The sequence below is a fragment of the Streptomyces kanamyceticus genome (assembly GCF_008704495.1).
Taxonomy (GTDB): domain Bacteria; phylum Actinomycetota; class Actinomycetes; order Streptomycetales; family Streptomycetaceae; genus Streptomyces; species Streptomyces kanamyceticus.
In genome coordinates this window covers 3,136,215-3,161,841 of the sequence record NZ_CP023699.1, presented here as the reverse complement: position 1 = coordinate 3,161,841, position 25,627 = coordinate 3,136,215, and the positions used below count along the sequence as shown (strand labels likewise).

The following is a 25,627-nucleotide window of genomic DNA, read 5'->3' as shown; positions in this document are numbered from 1 at the left end:
ACGGTGCGGGGCATGGGAACCAAGACTGATGAGGCGGCCGGGGCCAAGGACGCACCCGGAACAGAGGACACCGCCGCGACCGAGGACGCGGTCGGTACGGACGAGACGGCTGACGCCGCCAAGGCCGATGTCACGAAGACCGATGTCACGAAGGCCGACGCCGGTGAGGCCGACGCCGCCGAGGCGGACGCCCATGAGGCGGCCGACGCGGACGACACGGACGACGAGGACGACCTGGACGACGTCACGGCCGAGTCCACCGCGACCGCCAAGTCGTCCGGTGTCGGCGAGGGCGCCGCGGCCGTCGTCGCGGCCGCGCTCGGCGTGATCGGCCTCTCCGGAGGCTGGCTCGGCACCGTCGCCGGGGCGCGCTCGAACATCATGGGGCAGCTGGAGATGCAGCGGAAGCAGTCCGCGGGCGTCGCCGACCAGCTCCAGGCCCTGTACGGCGACTCCTGGCAGTCCACCGCGCTGATCGCCGGCATCTTCGCGCTCGGCGCCCTGGTCATCGCCTTCGTCGTGCTGGCCAAGCCCGCCTTCGGGACGCCCGGCAAGGTGCAGGCGCCGTGGATCAAGTCCGTGGCGTGGGCGGGCCTCGTGCTCGGTGTGATCGGGCTGATCCTGGCCATCGCCAAGTACTCCGACCTGCTGCTCGGGCTGCCCTCGGTGCCCTCCTGAGCCATTCCGTACACGCCGTAAGGCAGGGGCGGGACAGGGTCTAAGGACCCTGCCCCGCCCTTCGTCGTACCTAAGGCCCCCCACCTCATGGAGATGCGGCAGTCGCCCGATGCGAGCGACCCCCCTGGGAGACGAGAGTGGAGACATCGCAGAGAGCGATGGACACCACCGAGAACCACCGGAACCCAAGGGGTACGAGATGTACGACTACGAGATGCACCAGATGCGCGCCGCCGAGCTGGCCCAGGAGGCCGCACACCGCCGCCTGGTCCGCGAGGCCCGCAAGCTCCGCGCCGCCGCCCGCCGATCGGCCCGCGACGAAGCCGAGGGGCGGGTGATCGCGCAGCTCGGCGGAAAGCTCGGCAGAACCCGCTTCACGCGGGCCGCCTGAGCGGCCGGACCGTGTCGATGATCACTCAGCGGACAACGGGTGCCGCAAGGTCCGCACACTGTGCGATGCTCGCCGCTGTGGAGACCAGGTCCGTCAGCCCGGTGTTCGTCGGCCGGGCCGACGAACTGGGCGCACTGAACGAAGCACTCGTCCGGGCCACCGGATCCCCGCTCGCGCCCGCCGGAGCCGGGGGATCGGGCACGGGCGAGCCCCAGGCGCTGCTGCTCGGCGGCGAGGCGGGCGTCGGCAAGACGCGCCTCGTCGAGGAGTTCACCGCGGCCGCCGAGGAGCGGGGCGCCGTCGTCGCGCTCGGCGGATGTGTCGAGATCGGCGCCGACGGCCTGCCGTTCGCCCCCTTCTCCACGGCGCTGCGCGCGCTGCGCCGCAAGCTCCCCGACGAACTCGCCGCCGCGGCCGCGGGCCAGGAGGAGGAACTCGCCAGGCTGCTGCCCGAACTGGGCTCCGCCGCGCCGGGCGGCCACCCGGGCAGCAGGTCCGACGAACAGGGCATGGCCCGCCTCTTCGAACTCACCGCCCGCCTCCTGGAGCGGCTCTCCCGCGACCGCACCCTCGTCCTCGCCCTGGAGGACCTGCACTGGGCCGACGCCTCGACCCGGCACCTCCTCGCCTATCTCTTCCGCACGCTGCGCGGCGGCCGCCTCGTGCTGCTCGCCACCTATCGCGCCGACGACATCCACCGCCGCCACCCGCTGCGCCCCCTGCTCGCCGAGCTGGACCGGCTGCGCACGGTGCGGCGCATCGAACTCGGCCGGTTCAGCAAGGACGAAGTCGCCCGCCAGATGGCCGGGATACTCGCGGCCGAACCCGAACAGTCCCTGGTCGACGACATATTCGACCGCTCCGACGGCAACGCCTTCTTCGTCGAGGAGCTCGCGGTCGCCGCCCACGGCGCCAGCTGCGCGGGCCTCACGGACTCCCTGCGCGATCTGCTCCTCGTCCGCGTCGAGGAACTGCCCGAGGACACCCAGCGCGTGGCCCGGATCGTCGCCGAGGGCGGCTCCACCGTCGAGTACGAACTGCTCGCCGAGGTCGCGGGGCTCGCCGAGGACGACCTGATCCAGGCGCTGCGGGCCGCGGTCGGCGCCAACATCCTGCTCGCCTCGCCGGACGGCGACGGCTACCGCTTCCGGCACTCCCTGGTCCGCGAGGCCGTCAGCGACGATCTGCTGCCCGGTGAGCGCTCCCGCATCAACCGCCGCTTCGCCCAGGCCCTGGAGTCCGACCCCGCCCTCGTCTCCGCCGACCAGCGCGCCGCCCGCCTCGCCACCTACTGGTACTACGCGCACGACGCCGCCAAGGCCCTGCCCGCCGTGCTCAGCGCCTCCGTCGAGGCCCGCCACCGGCACGCGTACGCCGAACAGCTGCGCCTGCTCGAACGGGCGATGGAGCTCTGGGACGACGCCCCCGACGCCGTACGCGAAGGACTGCGCCCCGCCGACTACGTCGAGGGCTACCCGGCCTGCGGCTGCGACCCGGCCACCACCCCGCTGCAGTACCTCGACCTGATGGCGGAGGCCACCGTCGCGGGACGCCTCTGCGGCGAACGCGACCGCGCCCTGAAGATCACCAAGCGCGCCCTGCGCATCCTGGACGGCGAGAACGATCCCCTCCGCTCCGCCTGGTTCTGGATCGCCCGCTCCCGCCTCGTCTCCACCCTCGGCCGCGGCGACGGCTGGGACGAGATCGCCAAGGCGCAGGAACTGGTGCGCGGCCTGCCGCCCTCCGAGGTGCACGCGGAGGTGCTCGTGCACCGCGCCTCCTGGGGCATGCTGCACGACCCGGGAGCCGAGACCCTGGCCGCCGCCGAACGGGCCGTCGAGTACGCCCGCATGGTCAAGGCCGACGTCATCGAGCTCAACGCCCGGCTCACCCGCGGCGCCCTCCTCGTCGAGGCGGGCGACCCCGAGGCGGGCCTCGCCGAGATGTACGAGATCAGGGACCGCGTCGTCCGCGAGGCCCTGGTCACCAATCTGAGCCGCGCCCACATCAATCTCCCCTCGTCGCTCGAAGGCGTCGGCCGCTCCGCCGAGGCGGTGCGGGTCGCGATGGAAGGCATCGAGTTCTGCCGGAAGTACGGACTGATGGACACCGAGGGCTGGGTCTGGGCCAACGCCGCCGAGTCGCTCATCTCGCTGGGCCGCTGGGACGAGGCGGCCGAAGCCGTCACCCAGACCCAGCGCTGTGTGCAGAGTTCAAAACCCCGCGTCTCCGCCTCCGAACGCACCGCGCGCCTGGCGCTCTTCCGCGGCGACCTGGCCGCCGCCACCCGGCACATGCAGACGGCCCACCAGCACCTCGGCACCCATGATCCACAACCGCAGTACCTCCTTCTGCTCATCCGCATCGCCCTCGACATCGCCGCGGGCGAGGGCCGCGTCCTGGACGGCCGCGCCGAGTTCGAACGCGGCATCGCCACCGGCCTGCCCGTCGGCACCTACAAGTACGGCTGGCCGCTGGTGCTCGCCGCCGCCACGATGGAGGCCGACACACGGGGCTTGCCCGTCGCCGAGCCCGGCCGCCCCGCCGCCGTCGAACGGATCCGCAAGGCCGCCAAGTCCCTCGCCACCCCCATCCCGCTCTGGCGCGCCTACGACGAATGGACGCGCGCCGAACTCCTGCGCTCCGAGGGCCGCGACGCTCCCGACGACTGGGCCACCGTGGTCGCGGCCCTGGAACCCATGGACCGCCCCTACGACCTCGCCCTGGCGCGCCTGCGCCTCGCCGAGTCCCTCCTCGCCCCGCAGCACACGGACCGCGACCGCGCCGCCCAGCTCCTGCGCCGGGCCGGGGAGGTCGCCGAGCGGCTCGGCGCCCGGCCGCTCGCCGACGCCGTCACCGGCCTCGCCCAGCGCGCCCGCCTCCCCCTGGACAGGACCGAGACCGCGCGGGAGCCCGCCGCCCCCGCCGATCCCGCCGAGGCGCTCGGCCTGACCAGCCGGGAGCGGGACGTCCTGCGCCTGGTCGCGGTGGGCCGCAGCAACCGCCAGATCGCCGAGGAGCTCTTCATCTCCCCGAAGACGGCGAGCGTCCACGTCTCCAACATCCTCGCCAAGCTCTCCGTCACCGGCCGTGGCGAGGCCGCGGCGCTCGCCCACCGGCTCCGGCTCTTCCCGGTCGAGAGCGCGCAGTCACCCAGCTGACCTGCGCTTTCGCGGGCCCGGCCGGTATTTGGCGCGCTCGCCTACGCTTGACGGCAGAGACTCGGCTCCAGGGAGGCGCAGTGTTCACCCCGTTTGAAGCTCTGTTCGCACCGGGACGCAAGCACACCGAGGACGAGGAGAGGCGCCTGGAACTGACGCGTGTGGACCTCGCCGACGGTGACCCCGGAAAGGGACCGATAGATCTGACGTCGGGCAAGGTGGTCGTACGCGCCCCGGTACCGTCATCGCGCGAGGACGGGACGCCGGGCGCGGAGGAAGCGCGGAACTCTGAGGAGACACGGAGCCCGGAGGAGGCGTAGCCCCGGGGTCGGGTCACTCGCTCACTCCACCTTCACCTCCAGGATCTTGTCGTCGCCCTTCTTCGGCGTGCCCCGCGAGTCCGTTTCGCTCGTCACCAGCCAGAGCTTGTCGCCGCCTGCCGCGAGCACCGTGCGCAGCCGTCCGTACTCACCCTTCAGGAATGCCTGCGGCTTTCCCGCCGGTGTCATGCCCCGGACCGGGATGCGCCACAGCCGCTCGCCGCGCAGCCCCGCCATCCAGACCGACCCCTTGGCGTAGGCGACGCCGCTCGGTGACGCCTCGGAGGTCTTCCACTGGGCGACCGGGTCGTGATACCCCTCCTCGCCGGACTTGCCCTCGACGTCCGGCCAGCCGTAGTTGTCACCGGACTTGATCTCGTTCAGCTCGTCCCAGGTGTCCTGGCCGAACTCCGAGGCCCACAGCCGCTTCTTCTCGTCCCAGGCGAGACCCTGCACATTGCGGTGGCCGTACGAATAGACGGGGGAGTCGCCGAAGGGATTGCCGGGGGCGGGCTCGCCGTCCGCGGTGAGGCGCAGGATCTTGCCGCCCAGGGACTTCTTGTCCTGCGCCAGGCCGGTGTCGCCCGTCTCGCCCGTGCCCGCGTACAGCATCTTGTCCGGGCCGAAGGCGATCCGGCCGCCGTTGTGGATCATGCCCTTGGGGATGCCCTTGAAGAGGGTGTCGGGTGCGCCCAACTGCTCGCCGGACGGCTTCTTCTCGTCGTACAGCATGCGGGCGATACGGTTGTCGGACTCGGTCGTGAAGTACGCGTACACCATGTGGTCCGACGCGTACGCCGGGGAGATGGCGAGGCCCATCAGGCCGCCCTCGCCGCCGGGGGCGACGCCGGGCACGGAGCCGAGCTCCGTCTTCTTGCCCGACGTGGCGTCGACGCGGGTGATCGTCCCCTCGTCGCGCGAGGACACCAGCAGGTCCCCGTCCGGGAGCGCCGCGAGGCCCCAGGGGGACTTCAGGTCCTTGGTGAGGGTGCGGGTGACTTTCGCCGAGCCCTTCTCCGGCGGGGCGTCGGCGCCCGGCTTCCCGCTGGGGGACTGGCTCGGCCTCCCCGGCTCCAGCGGGCTGTCGCGCCCGCCGGAATCGTCACCTCCACCGGATGAGCACCCGGCCGCGAAGACGAGGGCGGCGGCGGCCAACACGGCCGTAACAGCAGGTCGTTGCACGATCAGGTCCCTTCGACGCAGCGCTTCTACTGTTCATACACCGCTCGCGCCCCGCAGGTTCCCGATCCACCGCCACGAGAGCCGAACGGTCTCAGTCCCACGACCCCAACGCCGCGGGCAGCGCCGCGATCTCGCTCAGGTCCTTCGCCGTCAGCCGCACCGCGGCGGCGCCCGCGTTCTCCACCGCCCAGCGCTCCCGCTTCGCGCCGGGCACCGGCACCACGTGCGGGCCCTGTTCGAGCACCCACGCGAGCGCGACCTGGGCGGGCGTCGCGCCGTGCCGCTCCGCGATCTTGCGCAGGCCCACCACCAGCGGCTGGTTGGCGGCCATCATCTCGGCGGTGAAGCGGGGGTGCCTGGCCCGCAGGTCGTCCGGCTCGAAGCCCTCTCCTGGCGTCAGCGTCCCGGTGAGGAAACCATTCCCCAGCGGCATCGCGGCGAGGAAGCCGACCCCGCGCGCCGCGCACCAGGGCAGCAGCGCGTCCAGCGCCTCCGGCGACCACACCGAGAGCTCGGCCTGCACGGCGCTCACCGGAAAGACCTGCTGCACCCGCTCCAACTGCCGGATCGTCGCGTCGTGCAGCCCCGCCGCCGGTCGGCCGGGCGCCGGCCGGCGCCGGGCGCGCGCGCCCATCGCGCACAGGCCGAGCGCCCGCACCTTCCCCGCGGCGACGAGCTCCGCCATCGCGCCCCAGGTCTCCTCGACGGGCACCTCGGGGTCGGCGCGGTGCAGTTGGTACAGGTCGATGGTCTCCGTCTGCAGCCGCCGCAGCGAGGCGTCGCAGGCCCGCTTCACATAGCCGGGGCGGCCGTTGGCGACGATGTGTTGATCGCCCACGAGCAGCCCGCACTTCGTCGAGACGAACGCGTCCGCACGCCGCTCCTTCAGCACCCTGCCGAGCAACAGCTCATTGGTGAAGGGGCCGTACATGTCCGCCGTGTCCAGCAGCGCCGCCGCCTGCCCCGAGGCGTCCAACGCGGCGTGCACCGTGCGCACCGACGCGTCGCCCCGCTGCCGCGAGCCGCTGTAGGCCCAGCTCATCGGCATGCAACCGAGTCCGACCGCTCCCACTTCGAGTGCCGCCGCACCGATCGTCCTGCGCTCCACCTGGTCGTGCCCTCCCCACTCCTCACTCCTCGTTCGGAGATCATCCAAACTAACCGCTGCCGTCCCGGTCCCGAGCGGGGCCTCCCCGCGGGCCGCGCGCGGGGCGGCGCATTAGCCTCCTGACCATGACGACAGACGTATGGCTTCCGTTCGAAGCGCACGAGATCGAGGGGCTGCCCGCGGCCGCCGACGCGGGCCTCAACTACCGCTACTGGGACGGCGGTCCGGACTTCCCCGCCGACCCGGCCGACTGCGCCTTCTACGTGGTGCCGTACATGAAGGGCACCGAGGTCGCGGTACGCCCGCTGTCCGCGATGACGTCCGTACGTGTCGTACAGACACTGACCGCCGGGATCGACCATGTGGAGCCGGGGGTTCCGTTCCTCGCGCCCGGCGTGCGCCTGTGCAACGCCCGCGGGGTGCACGAGACGAGCACGGCCGAACTCGCGCTCACCCTGGTCCTCGCGTCGCTGCGGGGGCTGCCGCGCTTCGTGGAGGGGCAGCGGCAGGAGGAGTGGCACGCCGGGTTCTATCCGGCGCTCGCCGACAAGTCCGTGCTGATCGTGGGTTACGGATCGATCGGTTCCGCTATTGAGGACCGGCTCGTTCCGTTTGACTGCGCGCGGGTGGCGCGCGTCGCGCGCTCTGTGCGTGCCACGGAGCGCGGCCCCGTGCATCCGCTCGTCGAACTGCCCTCGCTGCTGCCCGACGCCGACGTCGTCATCCTCTCGACGCCGCTCACCGAAGCCACTCGTGGCCTGGCAGGAGCCGACTTCCTGAGCCGCATGAAGGACGGCGCCCTGCTGGTGAACGTCGCCCGCGGCCCCGTCGTCGACACCAAGGCGCTCCTCGCCGAACTGGAGTCCGGCCGCATCACCGCGGCCCTCGATGTGACCGATCCGGAACCGCTGCCCGCAGGTCACCCGCTGTGGCACGCTCCTGGAGTGCTCATCAGCCCGCACGTGGGCGGATCGAGCTCGGCCTTCCTGCCCCGCGCGAAGCGGTTGCTGGCCGATCAGCTGAGCCGCTACGCGGCCGGGCAGCCTCTGAGCAACGTCGTGCTGACCACGGGCAGTTGATCGCCTGACACCCACTCGCGCACGCTCCGCACCCGCCCGTGTGCGCCCCGTGTCCACTTCGCTGCCGGTAGTCACGGAGCGTAGAGAGGCTATGTCCCTGAGTGACGAGACTGGTGTATCGTCCCGACAGGGGATGCGCCGTGGAGCGTTCGGCGCGGGGATGAGACATCAGACGCGAGGGGGGCGACGGGCGATGCACGGCCTATGGGCGAACGATCCGACGCGGCGGGACAGCCGCCGGCGACTCTCGCGCGCACCGGCCCGCAGACGCAGGCGGTGTACCTGTCGCACGAGCGGCCGGCGCCGTACTCATCAGCGACAGAGCCAGCACGGCTGTCCCGGGGGCCGGACGGACACGGGGGCGGCGCGGACCAGGGCGGCCCGGTGAATGCCCGCCCGTCCGGCGCCACCGTCCTCGACGGGGGCCTGGCGACACCACTGCCTCCCAGGGCCCCACTGACCCGCCGCCCCCTGCCGGGCGGCCGCGGTCTCGTCTCCCAGCTGGTCCTGCTGATCATCTGCGGCGGGTACGCGACGGGCTCGGCGCTCGGCTGGGGCTCCGGTCGACTCGCCCTGTTCATGGGCGACTTCGGGCTGAGCATCGCGGCATCGATCGCCGCGATCTCCTGCTTCCGCTACTCCCGCACCCGCCGCAGCCGGTTTCGACCCGCATGGCTGCTCTTCGCGCTCTCCTCCGCGATGGCAGCCCTCGGGAACGGGGTGTGGGGCTGGTACGAGGTCGTCCTCGAGCGGCCCGTGCCGAGTCCGGGGCTCGCCGACCTGTTCTTCCTGTGCTTCGCCCCGCCCGCCATCATCGGCCTCCTCGTGCTAGCCAAGCGGCCGGTGACGAAGGCCGGTTGGGTGTGCCTCGCCCTCGACTCCTGGCTCATCGGGGGCTCGCTCCTCACGCTCTCCTGGAGCCTGGCACTCGCGCACACCGCGCGGTTCGAGGGCCAGAGCGTCGCGCACGCCGCGCTCTCGCTCGCCTACCCGCTCCTGGACATCGCGCTGGTCAGCATGGTCCTGGCGCTGCACTTCAGGCGATCGTCCGCCAACCGCACCGCGGTGAACACCGCGATCGGCGCCCTCGCCCTGACCGTGATGTGCGACGCGCTCTTCACCTCGCCGCTGCTGCACGCCAGTTACCGCTCGGGGCAGATGCTGGACGCGGGCTGGTTCGCCGGTTCGCTGCTCCTCGCGTACGCACCGTGGGCGGCACCCTGGCACGCGCACGGGGGCACCGGCCGCGGGCACGCGCACGTGACGTACGACAGCGGCCCCGAGGAGCCGAGGGCCCTCGCCGCCGCGACCCGTCCGATCGCCGGTTCGCTGGCCGCCCTCACGCCCTATCTGGCCGCCGCCGTCTGCACGTTGGGGATCCTCTACAACATCCTCAGCGGGCGCAGCGTCGACCACGTGGTGCTCTTCACCGCGGGCACCGTCGTGCTCGCCCTCGTGGTGCGCCAGGGCATCATGCTCCTGGACAACATCACCCTCACCCAGGAGCTGGCCCAGAAGGAGAACCACTTCCGCTCCCTGGTGCAGGGCTCCAGCGACGTCATCATGATCGCCGCACCGAACGGCATCCTGCGGTACGTGAGCCCGGCCGCCGCCGGGGTCTACGGACGCGACGCCGAAGAACTCGTCGGCTCCGAACTCGCCTCGCTCATGCACCCGGAGGACCTCGGCCGGGTCGTCCACGAGGTCCGCAGATTCCTCGCGGCCAATCCCGTGGAGGAACCCACCACCCGCATCGAGTGCCGCTTCCGGTCCGGCGACGGCGACTGGCTGAACGTCGAGTCCACCGTCAACCGCCACCAGGGCGGCCTCATCTTCAACAGCAGGGACGTCACCGAACGGGTCAGGCTCCAGGCGCAGTTGCAGCACAACGCCGAGCACGACCCGCTCACCGACCTGCCCAACCGCGCCCTGTTCACCCGGCGCGTCAGCCAGGCCCTGACCGGCCGCAGAGTCACCGACCGCGGCACGGCCGTGCTCTTCATCGACCTCGACGGCTTCAAGGCCGTCAACGACACCATCGGCCACCAGGCCGGGGACGAGCTCCTCATCCAGGCCGCGCGCAGACTTCAGGAGGCGGTGCGTTCGGGCGACACCGCCTCCCGGCTCGGCGGCGATGAGTTCGCGGCCCTCATCGTCGGCGACGGCACCAGAGACCAGGCCGCGCGGGAGCAGCACATCTTCGAGCTCGCCGACCGGCTGAGAATCACCCTGTCCCAGCCCTACGCCATCGACGGCAACGACGTGCGCGTAGCGGCCTCCATCGGCGTGTCCTTCGCCGAACCGGGCATCGGCGCGGGGGAGCTGCTGCGCAACGCCGACCTCGCGATGTACCGCGCCAAGGCCGCGGGCAAGGGCCGCGTCGAGCTCTACGCCCCGCAGATGCAGGCCGACGTCGTCCGCAAGGCGCAGCTCGCGACCCGGCTGCGCGCCGCCCTGCACGACGGCGAGTTCGCGCTGCTCCACCAGCCGGTGGTCTCCCTGGAGAGCGGCCGGATCACGGCGGTCGCCGCGCAGGCCCGCTGGCGCTCGGCGCAGGGCATCCTCTTCACGCCCGGCGAGTTCCTGCGCGTCACCGAGAACGGCGAGGGGCGGGAGGGCGACCGCACGGCCGAGCTCGGCCGCTGGATGCTGGAGGAGGCCGTCGAACAGGCCGCGGAGCGAGGCCGCACCGGTCACGCGGTGCCCGTGGCCGTACGGATGAGCGCGCGTCGGCTCCTGGACCGCTCCATGCCGCTCGGCTCCATCGAGGCGCTGCTCACCCGGCACGGCCTGCCCTCGGGCGCGCTGATCATCGAGCTCGCCGACAGCGACCCGCGGGTGCCGCTCGACGACCTGGAGCGCCGTCTGACGGCCCTGCGCAGGCTCGGCGTACGCGTCGCGCTCGACGGGTTCGGCAGCGGCTACGCGGCCATCACGGCGCTGCGTCGGCTCCCCGTCGACGTACTGAAGCTGGACCGCGGCCTGATCGAGGGCGTCGTCGAGTCCGCGCGGCTCTACAAGATCACCTCGGGTCTCCTTCGCATCGCGGGCGACCTCGGGCTGCTCTCCGTGGCCGACGGCGTCGACCTGCCCGAACAGGTGGTCGCGCTGCGCGCGATGGGCTGCACGCACGGGCAGGGCATGGCGTTCTCCGGGCCCCTCGACGAGTACCGGCTGCGCCGGGCGCTCTCGACGGGCGAGTACCGGGTGCCGCGCTGCCCGGCCGAGCCGGTGTTCGCGGGCGGGCCCGCCGCTTCGTTCGCGGGCGGGGCATCGGGGTCGTTCGCGGGCGGGGCGCCGGGAACGCTCACGGCGGACGCCCCGAGCTTCGTCCGCTCACATAATGAGACCCCCGTCCCACCTACTTGACAGGTACTGCGTGCCGGAGGGAGGGTCAATGCCATGCGCACCCGAATTCTCGTACTTGGAAAGCGCGTCGGCTGAAGCTGGGACTGACCGGTCCGAACACCGGAACCCCTGCGACCGCACCCGGCGCGCTCCCCTCGCTTGCCTCACGGCACGAGGGGTTTTTTGTTGCACTGGCACCTGCCAAAACCCCGCAAACACCCCGCAAAAACCCTCAGCTTCGAGAAGAGAATGCCGATGACCGAGCAGGCCACCGGGGCCCACCATCCGCAGCCGCGGCCCCGAACCTCAGGACAGCAGTCCGCCCCCGTCGAGCACGTGACGGGTGCGCAGTCCCTCATTCGTTCTCTCGAGGAAGTCGGGGCCGACACGGTGTTCGGCATTCCCGGCGGCGCCATCCTTCCCGCGTACGACCCGATGATGGACTCCACCCGGGTGCGCCACGTCCTGGTCAGGCACGAGCAGGGCGCGGGCCACGCGGCCACCGGATACGCGCAGGCCACCGGCAAGGTCGGCGTCTGCATGGCGACGAGCGGCCCCGGCGCCACCAACCTGGTCACGCCGATCGCCGACGCCCACATGGACTCCGTCCCGATGGTCGCGATCACCGGTCAGGTGGCCTCCAAGGCGATCGGCACCGACGCCTTCCAGGAGGCGGACATCGTCGGCATCACGATGCCGATCACCAAGCACAACTTCCTGGTCACCAAGGCCGAGGACATCCCGCGGACCATCGCGGAGGCGTTCCACATCGCCTCGACAGGACGCCCGGGCCCCGTCCTCGTGGACATCGCCAAGGACGCCCTCCAGGCGCGGACCACCTTCACCTGGCCGCCGCAGCAGGACCTGCCCGGCTACCGTCCGGTGACCAAGCCGCACGCCAAGCAGATCCGCGAGGCCGCCAAGCTCATCACCGCCGCCAAGCGCCCGGTCCTGTACGTGGGCGGCGGCGTCCTGAAGGCGCGGGCCACCGCCGAACTGAAGGTCCTGGCAGAGCTCACCGGAGCGCCCGTCACCACCACACTGATGGCGCTCGGCGCATTCCCCGACAGTCACGAGCTGCACGTGGGAATGCCGGGCATGCACGGTGCGGTCACCGCCGTCACCGCGCTGCAGAAGGCCGACCTGATCGTCGCCCTCGGGGCCCGCTTCGACGACCGCGTCACCGGCAAGCTGGACAGCTTCGCGCCGTTCGCGAAGATCGTCCACGCCGACATCGACCCGGCGGAGATCGGCAAGAACCGCGCCGCCGACGTGCCGATCGTGGGCGACGCGCGCGAGGTCATCGCCGACCTGGTCCAGGCCGTCCAGGCCGAGCACACCGAGGGCCACGTCGGCGACTACACCGCCTGGTGGAACGACCTCAACCGCTGGCGCGACACCTACCCCCTCGGCTACACCCAGCCCGAGGACGGCTCGCTCTCGCCGCAGCAGGTCATCGAGCGCGTCGGCCAACTGGCCCCCGACGGCACGATCTTCGCGGCGGGCGTCGGTCAGCACCAGATGTGGGCCGCGCACTTCATCCAGTACGAGAAGCCCGCGACCTGGCTCAACTCCGGTGGCGCGGGCACGATGGGCTACGCGGTCCCGGCCGCGATGGGCGCCAAGGCCGGTCAGCCCGACCGCACGGTCTGGGCGATCGACGGTGACGGCTGCTTCCAGATGACCAATCAGGAACTGACCACCTGCGCCCTGAACAACATCCCGATCAAGGTCGCCATCATCAACAACGGCGCCCTCGGGATGGTCCGCCAGTGGCAGACGCTCTTCTACAACCAGCGTTACTCCAACACCGTCCTGCACAGCGGTCCCGACGACATCGGCCCCAACAAGGGCACGCGCGTCCCCGACTTCGTGAAGCTGTCCGAGGCGATGGGTTGTGTGGCGCTGCGCTGCGAGCGGCCCGAGGACCTGGACAAGGTCATCGCCGAGGCGAACGCCATCAACGACCGGCCCGTCGTGGTCGACTTCATCGTCCACGAGGACGCCCAGGTCTGGCCGATGGTCGCGGCGGGTACCTCGAACGACGAGGTCATGGCGGCCCGGGGCGTCCGCCCCGACTTCGGCGACAACGAAGACGACTGAGACCGAGAGCGAAAGAGAGACCTCCCGTCATGTCCACCAAGCACACGCTCTCCGTCCTGGTCGAGAACAAGCCCGGTGTCCTCGCCCGGATCACCGCCCTGTTCTCCCGCCGCGGCTTCAACATCGACTCGCTCGCCGTGGGCGTCACCGAGCACCCCGACATCTCACGCATCACCATCGTCGTGAACGTCGAGGACCTGCCGCTCGAACAGGTCACCAAACAGCTCAACAAGCTGGTCAACGTCCTGAAGATCGTCGAACTCGAGCCGGACGCCGCGGTGGCGCGCGAACTGGTCCTTGCCAAGGTCCGCGCCGACAACGAGACCCGCTCGCAGATCGTCGAGATCGTCCAGCTGTTCCGCGCCAAGACCGTCGACGTCTCCCCGGAGGCCGTCACCGTCGAGGCCACCGGCAGCAGCGACAAGCTGGAGGCCATGCTCAAGATGCTGGAGCCCTTCGGCATCAAGGAGCTCGTCCAGTCCGGCACCATCGCGATCGGCCGGGGCTCCCGCTCCATCACCGACCGCAGCCTGCGGGCGCTCGACCGCTCGGCCTGACCGGCCGGAACGAGCCGCGGTCGCGCCCGCATGGCGAGACCTGAAAACTTTCTTCCCTTCGCCCGCCGTACGGTGGGTCGCAACACCAGCACACATAGGAGATTCCCAGTGGCCGAGCTGTTCTACGACGACGACGCCGACCTGTCCATCATCCAGGGCCGCAAGGTCGCGGTCATCGGCTACGGCAGCCAGGGCCACGCCCACGCGCTGTCGCTGCGTGACTCGGGTGTCGACGTCCGCGTCGGTCTGCACGAGGGCTCCAAGTCCAAGGCCAAGGCCGAGGAGCAGGGCCTGCGGGTCGTCACGCCCGCCGAGGCCGCGGCCGAGGCCGACGTCATCATGATCCTGGTGCCGGACCCGATCCAGGCGCAGGTCTACGAGGAGTCCATCAAGGACAACCTCAAGGACGGCGACGCGCTGTTCTTCGGCCACGGCCTGAACATCCGCTTCGGCTTCATCAAGGCCCCCGAGGGCGTCGACGTCTGCATGGTCGCCCCCAAGGGCCCGGGCCACCTGGTCCGCCGTCAGTACGAGGAGGGCCGCGGCGTTCCGTGTATCGCGGCGGTCGAGCAGGACGCCACGGGCAACGGCTTCCCGCTGGCGCTCTCGTACGCCAAGGGCATCGGCGGCACGCGTGCGGGCGTCATCAAGACGACCTTCACCGAGGAGACCGAGACCGACCTCTTCGGCGAGCAGGCCGTCCTCTGCGGCGGTACGGCCGCGCTGGTCAAGGCGGGCTTCGAGACCCTGACCGAGGCCGGTTACCAGCCGGAGATCGCGTACTTCGAGTGCCTCCACGAGCTGAAGCTGATCGTGGACCTCATGTACGAGGGCGGCCTGGAGAAGATGCGCTGGTCCGTCTCCGAGACGGCCGAGTGGGGCGACTACATCACCGGTCCGCGGATCATCACGGACGCCACCAAGGCCGAGATGAAGAAGGTTCTCGCGGAGATCCAGGACGGCACGTTCGCCCAGCAGTGGATGGACGAGTACCACGGCGGTCTGAAGAAGTACAACGAGTACAAGACCCAGGACGAGAACCACCTCCTGGAGACCACGGGCAAGGAGCTGCGCAAGCTGATGTCTTGGGTCAACGACGAGGAGTGATGGTGCTCGGGTCCGGGGCTGATGCCTCGGGGCTCCGCCCCGGACCCCGCTCCTCAAACGCCGGAGGGGCTGATTCTTGGCCCCCCGCTCCCCGTGCGGGTGATCCTTCTCCCCGGCAGGGAAAAGTGGTCCCAGCACGCCACTACACTGCTGTTCAACATTCGCGTCGGGCCCACAGCGTCGTGCGTCTTCCACGCGGCTAGCACCCTCCACCGCCTGCGGCCGTCGGGACGGCCGTCCGCAATGGACTTGTGAGGACTCACGTGAGCACTGCTGCCAACGGCAAACCCGTCGTACTCATCGCTGAAGAGCTGTCGCCCGCCACCGTCGACGCCCTGGGCCCGGACTTCGAGATCCGGAAGTGCAACGGCGCGGACCGCGCCGAGCTGCTGCCCGCGATCGCCGACGTCGACGCGATCCTGGTCCGCTCCGCGACCAAGGTCGACGCCGAGGCCATCGCCGCCGCCAAGAAGCTGAAGGTCGTCGCCCGCGCGGGCGTCGGCCTGGACAACGTCGACGTGTCCGCCGCCACCAAGGCCGGCGTGATGGTCGTGAACGCCCCGACCTCGAACATCGTCACGGCCGCCGAGCTCGCCTGCGGCCTGCTCCTGGCCACCGCGCGCAACATCCCCCAGGCCAACACCGCGCTGAAGAACGCCGAGTGGAAGCGCTCCAAGTACACGGGCGTCGAGCTCGCCGAGAAGACCCTCGGCGTCGTCGGCCTCGGCCGCATCGGCGCCCTGGTCGCGCAGCGCATGAGCGCCTTCGGCATGAAGGTCGTCGCCTACGACCCGTACGTGCAGCCCGCGCGCGCCGCACAGATGGGCGTCAAGGTGCTCTCGCTCGACGAGCTCCTCGAAGTCTCCGACTTCATCACCGTGCACCTGCCCAAGACCCCCGAGACCCTCGGTCTCATCGGCGACGAGGCGCTGCACAAGGTCAAGCCGACCGTCCGCATCGTGAACGCCGCGCGCGGCGGGATCGTCGACGAGGAGGCGCTGCACTCCGCCCTCAAGGAGGGCCGCGTCGCCGGTGCCGGTCTCGACGTGTACGCGAAGGAGCCCTGCACGGACTCCCCGCTCTTCCAGTTCGACCAGGTCGTCTGCACCCCGCACCTCGGCGCCTCCACGGACGAGGCGCAGGAGAAGGCGGGCATCGCGGTCGCCAAGTCGGTGCGCCTCGCGCTCGCCGGTGAGCTCGTGCCGGACGCCGTGAACGTCCAGGGCGGCGTCATCGCCGAGGACGTGCGCCCCGGCCTGCCGCTCGCCGAGAAGCTCGGCCGGATCTTCACCGCGCTCGCGGGCGAGGTCGCGGCCCGGCTCGACGTCGAGGTGTACGGCGAGATCACCCAGCACGACGTCAAGGTGCTCGAACTGTCCGCGCTGAAGGGCGTGTTCGAGGACGTCGTCGACGAGACCGTGTCGTACGTGAACGCGCCGCTGTTCGCGCAGGAGCGCGGCGTCGAGGTCCGCCTGACCACGAGCTCGGAGTCGCCCGACCACCGCAACGTGGTCACCGTGCGCGGCACGCTCTCGGGCGGCGAGGAGATCGCCGTCTCCGGCACGCTGGCCGGTCCCAAGCACCTCCGCAAGATCGTCGCCATCGGTGAGTACGACGTGGACCTGGCGCTCGCCGACCACATGGTCGTCCTGCGGTACGCGGACCGTCCGGGCGTCGTCGGCACGGTGGGCCGGGTCCTCGGCGAGGCGGGCATCAACATCGCGGGCATGCAGGTCGCTCGTGCTGACGTGGGCGGGGAGGCGCTGGCCGTTCTCACCGTGGATGACACTGTGCCGCAGCCGGTGCTCAATGAGTTGGCTGCGGAGATCGGGGCGGAGTCCGCGCGTGCGGTTGATTTGACGGACTAGGTGGCTGGTCGGCGGGTTCGGCTGGTGTCGATCACCGGCTTCGCCGAGTTCGTCCTCAATCGCCGGAGGGGCTAGATATTTCGAGCGCCGGACGGGCTGGAATCATCCAGCCCGTCCGGCGTTCGTGTTGTGCGGCTCCGTCAGGCCGGAGCCTTCTCCGGCTCAGGCTCCGGCTTCGGCTCCTGTACCTGCACCCTCCGCAGCGTCACCGCCGCCAGTACCGCCGCCGCGAGCAGGATCGTCGTGCCCGTCAGTGCCGCTACGTGCAGGCCTTCGGTGAACGCGGAGCGGGCCGCGGTCAGGAGGTCGTCCGCTGCCGCGGACGGCAGGTGGTGGGCTGCCGCCACCGCGCCGCCGAGCGTCTCGCGGGCCTCTGTGGGGGCGGAGTCAGGGATCTTGGAGTGGTAGACCGCGTTGCCGATGGAGCCGAGCAGGGCCATGCCCATCGCGCCGCCGAACTCCTGTCCCGTCTCCAGGAGTGAGGAGGCCGTGCCCGCCTTCTCCGCGGGGGCGGCGCCGAGCGCGAGGTCGGTGAGCTGGGAGCCGATGATGACGGCGCCGCAGGCCAGGACACCCGCACCGGCGAGGGCCAGCCAGAGCGAGTCGGTGTCGGTCAGGGCGAGCAGGCCGTAGCCGCAGGCGGAGATGAGGAAGCCGGTGGCGACGACGTTGGCGCGGTTCATGCCGCGCTGCACGAGTGCCGTGGCGACGGGCCCCGCGAAGCCGATCAGGACCGAGGGGAGCAGCGCCCACAGCGCGGCTTCCATGGCGCTCTTGCCGAGTACGGACTGCAGGTACTGGGTGGTGAAGTAGGCCGAACCCATCATCGCAAGCGCGGAGATGAGGTTCAGCGAGACGGCGGCGCTGAAGGCCCGGCCGTTGCCGCGGAACAGCTCAGGCGAGATCATCGGCGACGCGGCGGTGCGCTGGCGGTGCACGAACAGGGCGGCGAAGACGAGGCCGACGGCCACGGACGCCAGGTACTGGAGCTTGACGCCCTCGGCGGGCAGCTCCTTGAGGCCCCAGACCAGCGGCAGCACGGCGGCCATCGAGAGCGGCACGCTCAGCAGGTCGAAGCGGCCGGGCCGCGGGTCCTTGAACTCGGGGATCAGGATCGGCGCGAGGACCAGCAGCAGCACCATCGCGGGCAGGTTGACCAGGAAGACCGAGCCCCACCAGAAGTATTCGACGAGGACGCCGCTGAGCACCGAGCCGAGCGCGATGCCCGCGACGAGGACGCCCTGCCACAGGCCGATCGCCTTCGCGCGCTGCCCGGGGTCGCGGAACAGGTTGCGCACCAGGGCCAGCGTGGACGGCATCAGGGTCGCGCCGCCGATGCCGAGCACCGCGCGGGCGGCGATCAGGGTCTCGGCGCTGTTGGCGTACGCGGCGGTGAGCGAGGCGAGACCGAACGCGGCGGCGCCGAAGAGGAGCAGCTTGCGGCGGCCGATGCGGTCGCCGAGCGAGCCCATCGTCATCAGGAGTCCGGCGAGCACGAACGCGTAGATGTCGAAGATCCACAGCTGCTGGGTGCCGCTCGGCGCCAGGTCGGCGCTGATCTCCGGTATCGCGAAGTAGAGGACGGAGACGTCCATCGAGACCAGGAGCAGCGGGAGCATCAGGACGGCGAGGGCGGTCCATTCCTTGCGGGTGGCGCGGGGGTTCGTCTGCATGGACAGGAACTGTACGGGCGTCATAAACGCTTGTCTAGTACGGATGTATAGAACGCGTGTGTAGGACGCGCTTGTAGGACGTGCGTGTAAGACAGTGGTCTAGGACGGTTGTATGGCGCGGGCGTAGGCTGGTCGCATGGGACACCGCGAAGATCTGCTCGAAGGCGCCAAGCGCTGCCTGCTGGACAAGGGGTTCGTCCGCACGACGGCCCGCGAGATCGTGAAGGAGTCGGGGACCAACCTCGCGTCCATCGGCTACCACTACGGATCCAAGGACGCTCTCCTCGTGGAGGCGTTCCTCGCGCTCCTGGAGGAGACGACCGGCACCTTCGGGCAGGCACCGCCCGACGGCGGTGCGGGCGAGGTCGGTTCGTTCGAGCGCTTTCAGGAGACCTGGGAGGGTGTCATCCGCTCGTTCCCGGAGTCCAGGTCCCTGTGGATGCTCAACCTGGAGGTCGTCACCCAGGGGGATCGGCTCGCCGGGGTGCGTGAACTGCTCGCCAAGGCGCAGGTGGAGGGGCGCAGGGGGCTCGCGTCGGTCTTCACCGGCGTGCCGGAGGGCGACGTCCCCGACGACGTGGTGGAGGCCGAGGGCCGCTTGTACTCGGTCCTGCTCAACGGCCTGCTCGTCCAGTGGCTCTTCGACCCCGAGACGGCGACCACCGCCGAGCAGCTCACCGAGGGAATGCGGCGCGTGATGGACCGGGCAGCCACGAAGGCCTGAGGCCGGTGCGGGGTGCGTGCTCCCTGGTGTGGGCGACCAGGCGGCGCAGCCCCGGGTGCCGGTTGCCGGGGTGCCAGATCAGGGACCAGGGGTAGACGGGCGTCGGCGTGACGATCGGGATCCGGGTCAGGTTCTGGTGCAGGGACCAGACGATCCGGGTCCGCTCACCGACGTACGTGATCAGGGAGCGTGACTCGCTGATGACGTCCAGGAGCGGCTCGATGCCGAAGTCCGGGCCCGTCGGGTCGATGGTCAGACCGAACTCGTCCGCCAACTCCCGGTAGAAGTCCGCCCATTCGCTGCCCTTGATGATGCCGGGCATCCACGCCTCGTACGCGGCGAGAGCGGCCAGGTCGACCGACGTGGCCCCGGCCAGCGGATGCCGCTCGCCGACGACGATCTCCAGGGCCTCCAGGAAGACGGGGGCGTCGTCGAGCCGCGAGTCGATGTCCCGTACGGGCTCGCGCAGATGGACGAACGCCGCGTCGATCTCCCCGTCGAGCAGGGCCTGGGCGGCGGCGCTCGCACCCGTCAACGTCACGGTCTCCAGCGGGAGTTCGGGGTGACCGCGGTGGAACTCGCGCAGCAGGTCCGTCGAGGCGAGTCTGCTGCCGAGCACGTCGACGCGGAGCGGGCGCGTCTCGCGCTGCACCGACTCCACGGCTTGGCGCGCCGCGACGAGGACGGCGCGGGCGTGCGGCAGGAACGTCCGGCCGTCCGGCGTCAGGGCCGCGCCGGTGGGGACGCGCCGGAACAGCGTCACGCCGAGGGAGTCCTCCAGCGCCGCGACGCGTTTGGACACCGCCTGCTGGCTGATGCCGAGCCGGGCGGCCGCGTGCCGGAACTGCCCTTCCTCGGCCACGGCGACGAAGGCGCGCACGGACTCCAGATTCATCGCACGGACGCTATCAGCAGCCTCGGAAAAACCAGCGGTCCCCGAACAACCAGTGGTTGTTCAGGCGGCGCCTTCGTTGTTTGATCGGCCCTTTCGAACGGGGCTTTCATGGCCACTCCGACAACGCGCTGTTGTAGCGATCAGGAGTGGCATCCCTTGACCGACAAGCCGCCTTTCACGCATCTGCACGTACATACGCAGTACTCGCTGCTCGACGGTGCCGCGCGGCTCAAGGACATGTTCGACGCGGCCAATGAGATGGGCATGACCCATATCGCGATGTCGGACCACGGAAACCTGCACGGTGCGTACGACTTCTTCCATACGGCGAAGAAGGCGGGGGTGACGCCGATCATCGGGATCGAGGCGTACGTCGCCCCGGAGTCGCGTCGGAACAAGCGGAAGATCCAGTGGGGCCAGCCGCACCAGAAGCGCGACGACGTGTCGGGTTCGGGTGGCTATACGCACAAAACGATCTGGGCGGCGAACGAGACGGGGCTGCACAACCTCTTCAAGCTGTCCTCGGACGCCTACGCCGAGGGCTGGCTGCAGAAGTGGCCGCGCATGGACAAGGAGACCATCTCGCAGTGGTCGGAGGGCCTGATCGCCTCCACCGGCTGCCCCTCGGGTGAGTTGCAGACGCGGTTGCGCCTGGGGCAGTTCGACGAGGCGGTGAAGGCGGCCGCCGAGTACCAGGACATCTTTGGCAAGGACCGGTACTTCCTGGAGTTGATGGATCACGGCATCGACATCGAGCGCCGGGTCCGCGATGACCTGCTGCGGGTGGGCAAGAAGCTCGGCATTCCGCCGCTGGTGACGAACGACTCGCACTACACGTACGCGCACGAGTCCGTGGCGCACGATGCCCTGCTGTGCATCCAGACCGGTAAGAACCTGTCCGACCCGGACCGTTTCCGGTTCGACGGGACGGGTTATTACCTGAAGTCGACGGATGAGATGTACGCGATCGATTCGTCGGACGCGTGGCAGGAGGGCTGCCGGAACACGCTTTTGGTGGCCGAGCAGATCGATACGACCGGCATGTTCGAGAAGCGCGATCTGATGCCGAAGTTCGAGATCCCGGAGGGCTTCACCGAAGTCACCTGGTTCCGGGAAGAGGTCTTCAACGGGATGCGGCGGCGCTTTCCCCAGGGGTGGGACGAGCGCTATCAGAAGCTGGTCGAGTACGAGATGGACATCATCATCCAGATGGGGTTCCCCGGATATTTCCTCGTGGTCGCCGACTTCATCATGTGGGCCAAGAACAACGGCATCGCGGTCGGCCCGGGGCGCGGTTCGGCGGCAGGCTCCCTGGTGTCGTACGCGATGGGGGTCACCGACCTCGACCCGATCACGCACGGGCTGATCTTCGAGCGGTTCCTGAATCCCGAGCGCGTCTCCATGCCCGATGTCGACATCGACTTCGACGAGCGTAGGCGCGTCGAGGTGATCAGGTACGTGACGGAGAAGTACGGCGCCGACAAGGTCGCCATGATCGGCACGTACGGAAAGATCAAGGCGAAGAACGCCATCAAGGACTCCGCGCGCGTGCTCGGATATCCGTACGCGATGGGCGACCGGCTCACCAAGGCGATGCCCGCCGACGTGGGCGGCGCCGGAATCGAATTGGCCGGGATCACCGATCCCGCGCATCCCCGCTACGGCGAGGCGGGGGAGATCCGGGGGATGTACGAGAACGAGCCGGACGTGAAGAAGGTCATCGACACCGCGAAGGGTGTGGAGGGCCTGGTCCGGCAGATGGGTGTGCACGCGGCGGGCGTGATCATGTCCAGCGAGCCGATCGTGGACCACGCGCCGCTGTGGACGCGGCACACCGACGGCGTGACCATCACGCAGTGGGACTACCCGCAGTGCGAGTCGCTCGGCCTGCTCAAGATGGACTTCCTGGGCCTGCGCAACCTCACCATCATGGACGACGCGGTGAAGATGGTGCGCGCCAACACCGGTGCGGAACTGGAGCTGTTGGAGCTTCCGCTCGACGACACCACGACGTACGAATTGCTCGGGCGTGGTGACACGCTCGGGGTCTTCCAGTTCGACGGAAACGCCATGCGGTCGCTGTTCCGGCTGATGAAACCCGACCAGTTCGAGGACATCACGGCCGTCACCGCGCTCTACCGGCCGGGGCCGATGGGCATGAACTCCCATACGAACTACGCCCTGCGCAAGAACGGGCAGCAGGAAATCACCCCCATCCACGCGGAACTCGAAGAGCCGCTGCGCGAGGTGCTCGGGCTCACCTTCGGCCTCGTCGTCTATCAGGAGCAGGTGCAGAAGGCGGCGCAGGTCCTCGCCGGATACACCCTGGGGCAGGCCGATCTGCTGCGGCGGGCCATGGGAAAGAAGAAGAAGGAGGTCCTCGACAAGGAGTTCATCCCCTTCCGGGAGGGATGCAGGGAACGCGGGTACTCCGACGCGGCGATCCAGGCCGTGTGGGACGTCCTGGTGCCCTTCGCCGGTTACGCGTTCAACAAGGCGCATGCCGCCGCGTACGCGCTCGTCTCGTACTGGACCGCCTATCTGAAGGCGAACCACCCGGCCGAGTACATGGCGGCCGTCCTCACGTCGGTGCGTGACGACAAGGACAAGTCGGCGGTCTATCTGAACGAGTGCCGCCGCATGGGCATCAAGGTGCTGCCGCCGGACGTGAACGAGTCGGTGCACCATTTCGCCGCGCAGGGCGACGACGTGATCCTCTTCGGTCTGGAGGCCGTCCGTAACGTCGGGACGAACGTCGTGGACGCCGTCATCCGGTCGCGGAAGGCGAAGGGGCGGTTCACCTCCTTTCCCGACTACCTCGACAAGGTGGAGGCCGCCGCGTGCAACAAGCGCACTACGGAGTCGCTGATCAAGGCGGGCGCGTTCGACACCATGGGGCACACCCGCAAGGGCCTTTCCGCGCAGTACGAGCCGATGATCGACAACGTGGTCGCGGTCAAGCGGAAGGAGGCGGAAGGTCAGTTCGACCTCTTCGGGGACGGCGGTGCGGGAGACGGTGGTGAGCCGGGCTTCGGGCTCGACGTGGAGTTCTCCGAGGACGAGTGGGAGAAGACGTATCTGCTCGCCCAGGAGCGGGAGATGCTCGGTCTGTACGTCTCCGACCACCCGCTCTTCGGCCTGGAGCACGTCCTGTCCGACAAGGCCGACGCGGGCATCGGGCAGCTGACCGGCGGTGACTTCTCCGACGGCGCCGTACTCACCATCGGCGGCATCGTCTCGGGCCTCCAGCGCAAGATGACCAAGCAGGGCAACGCCTGGGCCATCGCGACCGTGGAGGACCTCGCGGGCTCCGTCGACTGCATGTTCTTCCCCGCGACGTACCAACTGATCGCCACTCAACTCGTCGAGGACGCCGTGGTGTTCGTCAAGGGACGCCTGGACAAGCGCGAGGACGTGCCGCGGCTCGTCGCCATGGAGATGCGCGTCCCCGATCTGAGCCGAGTGGGGGAGGACGCGCCCGTCCACCTCGATCTGCGCGAGGCGCAGGTGACGGCGGACGCGGTCCGGCGGCTGAAAGAGGTCCTGCACGCGCACCCGGGGCCGACCGAGGTGCGGCTCCGGGTGCGCGGCCGGGCGAAGACGACCGTCTACCGCCTCGGGTACCACGTGGAGGTGCGGCCCGCGTTCTGGGCCGACCTCAAGGCCGCGGTGGTTATGACCACTTGATGCAGGCGGCGGGGATCCAGCCGCGCTTGGCGCCGAACTGGCTGCCGTACAGCCACTGGGTGCTGGTCTTGCCGCACAGCTTGTACTTCTGGCCCTTGTAGAAGTGGCCGTCGTTGCAGAGACTGCCCTTCTTGCCCTTGTTCCACTGGCTGTAGGCAGTGGCCCCCAGCTTCTTGCTGGCGCGCACCTTGACCGTCTCCTTGGCGGGGACGTTGACGATCTGCCGGGAGCAGTCGGGCTTGGACGCGGCGACGGCGGTCCCGCTCGTGGCGACGGTGGTGCCGACGAGCGCGAGGGCGGAGAAGGCGACCGCGGGGGCCATCAGTCTGAACTTCATGGGGTGTTCGTTCTCCCGTTTATGCGTGTGGGGGACGGATGTTCGGACGCGGAGAACCGTACCGCCCCACGATCATGGCTGTAATCGTTCGTTGCGCGGTCCTTACAGTCGTGACGACTTCAGCACCATGTGCAGCAGCAGCCGGTCCTCGCCGTCGTCCAGGTCGAGACCGGTGAGCTGTTCCACGCGCGAGAGCCGGTAGTAGAGCGTCTGGCGGTGGATGCCCAGCTCGGCCGCCGTGCGGCCCGCCTGGCCCGCGCAGTCGAGGAACACCTCGGCGGTGCGCGCCAGTTCGCGGTGGGCGGGGCTCAGGAGCTGGGTGCCCACCGGGTCGTGCGCGGCCTCCGGGGGCAGCGCCGTCAGGAGCCGGAAGGGGCCCACGTCCGACCACTGCGCCACCGGGCCGAAGCGCCGCTCGGCGAGCGCGGCGCGTGCCGCGCCCGCCGCCTCCCACCAGGCGGCCCCCAGGTCGTCCAGGCCGTGCCTGGCCCCGGCGATCCCCGCCGTGGCGCCCGGCGCCGCGTCGAGCAGGCGGGCGGCCGCCGTGTGCGCGGGTGCCAGCGAGTCCGCGGTCCGCAGCCGCACCAGGGCCGCCAGGGACTGCGCGGTGGCGCCCCACGGCACCGCGCACACCGCGGCCGCGCCCGGCACCGCGCGCGCCGCGGGGGCGTCGTCCGGGTCGGCCGAGCGCGACGGAGCCACGCACACCACCGCGTGCAGGCCCTCGCCGCGGGCGCCGAGCGCGGTGCGCAGGGCGGCCACCGCCATGTCCCGCTGCCAGCCGCGCTCGGCCGTGAGGACCGCGCGGAACTCCCGGGTCAGGTCCGCGCCCGCCTGCGCCTCGTCGGCGAGCAGCGCGCCGATCCGGGTGGCCACCTCCAGGGCGGCGGTCAGCTGCTGCTCACTGGGGCCGGGATCGTCGTCGAGCAGCCACACGTACCCCAGGGTGAAACCCCTGTGGCGTACGGGAAGGCAGATCCTGCCGCGGTAGACCCCGGCCTCCGGGGTGGGCGGGATCCGGACCGGGCCCGTGGCCCGGGTGATGCCGAAGCCCTCGAACCAGGCGCGGACCTCGGCCGTGGAGCGGCGGGTCAGGATCGAGCGGGTCCGCACCGGGTCGAGGACGGTCGCGTCAAAGCCGCTGTCGCCGTCGGCCCCGCCGTCGTGCGCGCCGAAGGCGATCAGCTCGAAATCGCGGTTCTCCAGGGTCGCCGGGGCGCCGAGCAGCGCCGAGATCTCGTCGACCAGTTCTTGGTAGTCACCTTTCACCCCACCATTCTCACGCAGCCCGCCGGATCCTTCAGACAGATGTCTGAGATCCAGGGCACGGATGCGTGACAGCTGTCGATGGCCCAGGATCGGAGGGATCCTTAAATTTCACGGTGGTTCTCCGTGCCGTACCGCCGCAT

Annotated in this window: 18 protein-coding genes; 12 read left to right on the top strand and 6 right to left on the bottom strand. The window is 70.3% G+C overall.

Annotated features, from left to right (window positions below):
* The first annotated feature begins 12 nt into the window (after positions 1-12).
* From CP970_RS12675 to CP970_RS12660, 4 genes are all read left to right on the top strand, one after another.
* Entirely contained in the window at positions 13-678 is a 666-nt protein-coding gene (locus tag CP970_RS12675; protein WP_055544791.1) for a hypothetical protein, read from the top strand.
* A 199-nt stretch (positions 679-877) separates the two neighbouring features.
* Entirely contained in the window at positions 878-1,069 is a 192-nt protein-coding gene (locus tag CP970_RS12670; protein ID WP_055544790.1) for a hypothetical protein, read from the top strand.
* A 17-nt stretch (positions 1,070-1,086) separates the two neighbouring features.
* Positions 1,087-4,230: a helix-turn-helix transcriptional regulator gene (locus tag CP970_RS12665; protein ID WP_224058401.1), complete on the top strand. Its 3,144-nt coding sequence runs from the start codon at positions 1,087-1,089 to the stop codon at positions 4,228-4,230.
* Positions 4,231-4,310: 80 nt separating this feature from the next.
* The gene (locus tag CP970_RS12660) at positions 4,311-4,550 is read left to right on the top strand and encodes a DUF6191 domain-containing protein (RefSeq protein WP_055544788.1); all 240 of its coding nucleotides are present in this window, start codon (positions 4,311-4,313) and stop codon (positions 4,548-4,550) included.
* Positions 4,551-4,571: 21 nt separating this feature from the next.
* Here CP970_RS12660 and CP970_RS12655 read toward each other — a convergent pair whose 3' ends face one another.
* Together CP970_RS12655 and CP970_RS12650 are read right to left on the bottom strand one after the other, a co-directional pair.
* Entirely contained in the window at positions 4,572-5,738 is a 1,167-nt protein-coding gene (locus CP970_RS12655; protein ID WP_055544787.1) for a PQQ-dependent sugar dehydrogenase, read from the bottom strand.
* A gap of 85 nt (positions 5,739-5,823) precedes the next feature.
* Positions 5,824-6,840 (bottom strand): aldo/keto reductase, encoded by a 1,017-nt coding sequence (locus tag CP970_RS12650; RefSeq protein WP_055544786.1) that lies wholly within the window; start codon positions 6,838-6,840, stop codon positions 5,824-5,826.
* Between the two features lie 125 nt (positions 6,841-6,965).
* Here CP970_RS12650 and CP970_RS12645 point away from each other — a divergent pair, with 125 nt between their 5' ends.
* The 6 genes from CP970_RS12645 (at position 6,966) to serA (ending at position 16,902) form a co-directional block, all read left to right on the top strand.
* Complete coding sequence (locus tag CP970_RS12645; RefSeq protein WP_055544785.1) at positions 6,966-7,919, top strand: 2-hydroxyacid dehydrogenase; 954 nt, start codon at positions 6,966-6,968, stop codon at positions 7,917-7,919.
* 384 nt (positions 7,920-8,303) lie between these two features.
* Positions 8,304-11,288, top strand: coding sequence for a putative bifunctional diguanylate cyclase/phosphodiesterase (locus CP970_RS12640; RefSeq protein ID WP_055544830.1), 2,985 nt, complete (start codon positions 8,304-8,306; stop codon positions 11,286-11,288).
* Positions 11,289-11,522: 234 nt separating this feature from the next.
* Entirely contained in the window at positions 11,523-13,370 is a 1,848-nt protein-coding gene (locus CP970_RS12635) for an acetolactate synthase large subunit (RefSeq protein WP_191094908.1), read from the top strand.
* A 29-nt stretch (positions 13,371-13,399) separates the two neighbouring features.
* The gene (gene ilvN / locus CP970_RS12630; protein ID WP_055544783.1) at positions 13,400-13,927 is read left to right on the top strand and encodes an acetolactate synthase small subunit; all 528 of its coding nucleotides are present in this window, start codon (positions 13,400-13,402) and stop codon (positions 13,925-13,927) included.
* 108 nt (positions 13,928-14,035) lie between these two features.
* Positions 14,036-15,034: a ketol-acid reductoisomerase gene (ilvC, locus tag CP970_RS12625; RefSeq protein WP_055544782.1), complete on the top strand. Its 999-nt coding sequence runs from the start codon at positions 14,036-14,038 to the stop codon at positions 15,032-15,034.
* Positions 15,035-15,297: 263 nt separating this feature from the next.
* On the top strand, positions 15,298-16,902 hold the full coding sequence (gene serA, locus CP970_RS12620; protein WP_055544781.1) for a phosphoglycerate dehydrogenase: 1,605 nt from the start codon (positions 15,298-15,300) through the stop codon (positions 16,900-16,902).
* Positions 16,903-17,042: 140 nt separating this feature from the next.
* On the opposite strand, the gene CP970_RS12615 is transcribed toward serA, so the two are convergent.
* Positions 17,043-18,575 (bottom strand): MFS transporter, encoded by a 1,533-nt coding sequence (locus CP970_RS12615; RefSeq protein ID WP_107098846.1) that lies wholly within the window; start codon positions 18,573-18,575, stop codon positions 17,043-17,045.
* A gap of 136 nt (positions 18,576-18,711) precedes the next feature.
* Between CP970_RS12615 and CP970_RS12610 the strand changes: the two genes are divergently transcribed.
* On the top strand, positions 18,712-19,299 hold the full coding sequence (locus tag CP970_RS12610) for a TetR/AcrR family transcriptional regulator (RefSeq protein WP_055544779.1): 588 nt from the start codon (positions 18,712-18,714) through the stop codon (positions 19,297-19,299).
* Here the strand turns inward: CP970_RS12610 and CP970_RS12605 are convergent.
* Positions 19,250-20,194 carry a LysR family transcriptional regulator gene (locus CP970_RS12605; RefSeq protein WP_055544778.1) on the bottom strand — a complete coding sequence of 315 codons (945 nt, stop codon included), beginning with the start codon at positions 20,192-20,194 and terminating at the stop codon, positions 19,250-19,252. The two genes, CP970_RS12610 and CP970_RS12605, sit on opposite strands and share 50 nt — an antisense overlap.
* 108 nt (positions 20,195-20,302) lie before the next feature.
* Here CP970_RS12605 and dnaE point away from each other — a divergent pair, with 108 nt between their 5' ends.
* Entirely contained in the window at positions 20,303-23,881 is a 3,579-nt protein-coding gene (gene dnaE / locus CP970_RS12600; protein ID WP_055544777.1) for a DNA polymerase III subunit alpha, read from the top strand.
* Here the strand turns inward: dnaE and CP970_RS12595 are convergent.
* Both CP970_RS12595 and CP970_RS12590 read right to left on the bottom strand, forming a co-directional pair.
* Positions 23,868-24,218, bottom strand: a complete 351-nt coding sequence (locus CP970_RS12595) for an SH3 domain-containing protein (protein ID WP_055544776.1) — start codon at positions 24,216-24,218, stop codon at positions 23,868-23,870. The genes dnaE and CP970_RS12595 overlap by 14 nt on opposite strands.
* Before the next feature lie 102 nt (positions 24,219-24,320).
* A complete protein-coding gene (locus tag CP970_RS12590) occupies positions 24,321-25,505 on the bottom strand; it encodes a PucR family transcriptional regulator (protein ID WP_079043255.1) in 1,185 nt (394 codons plus the stop codon).
* Between the last annotated feature and the right edge of the window lie 122 nt (positions 25,506-25,627).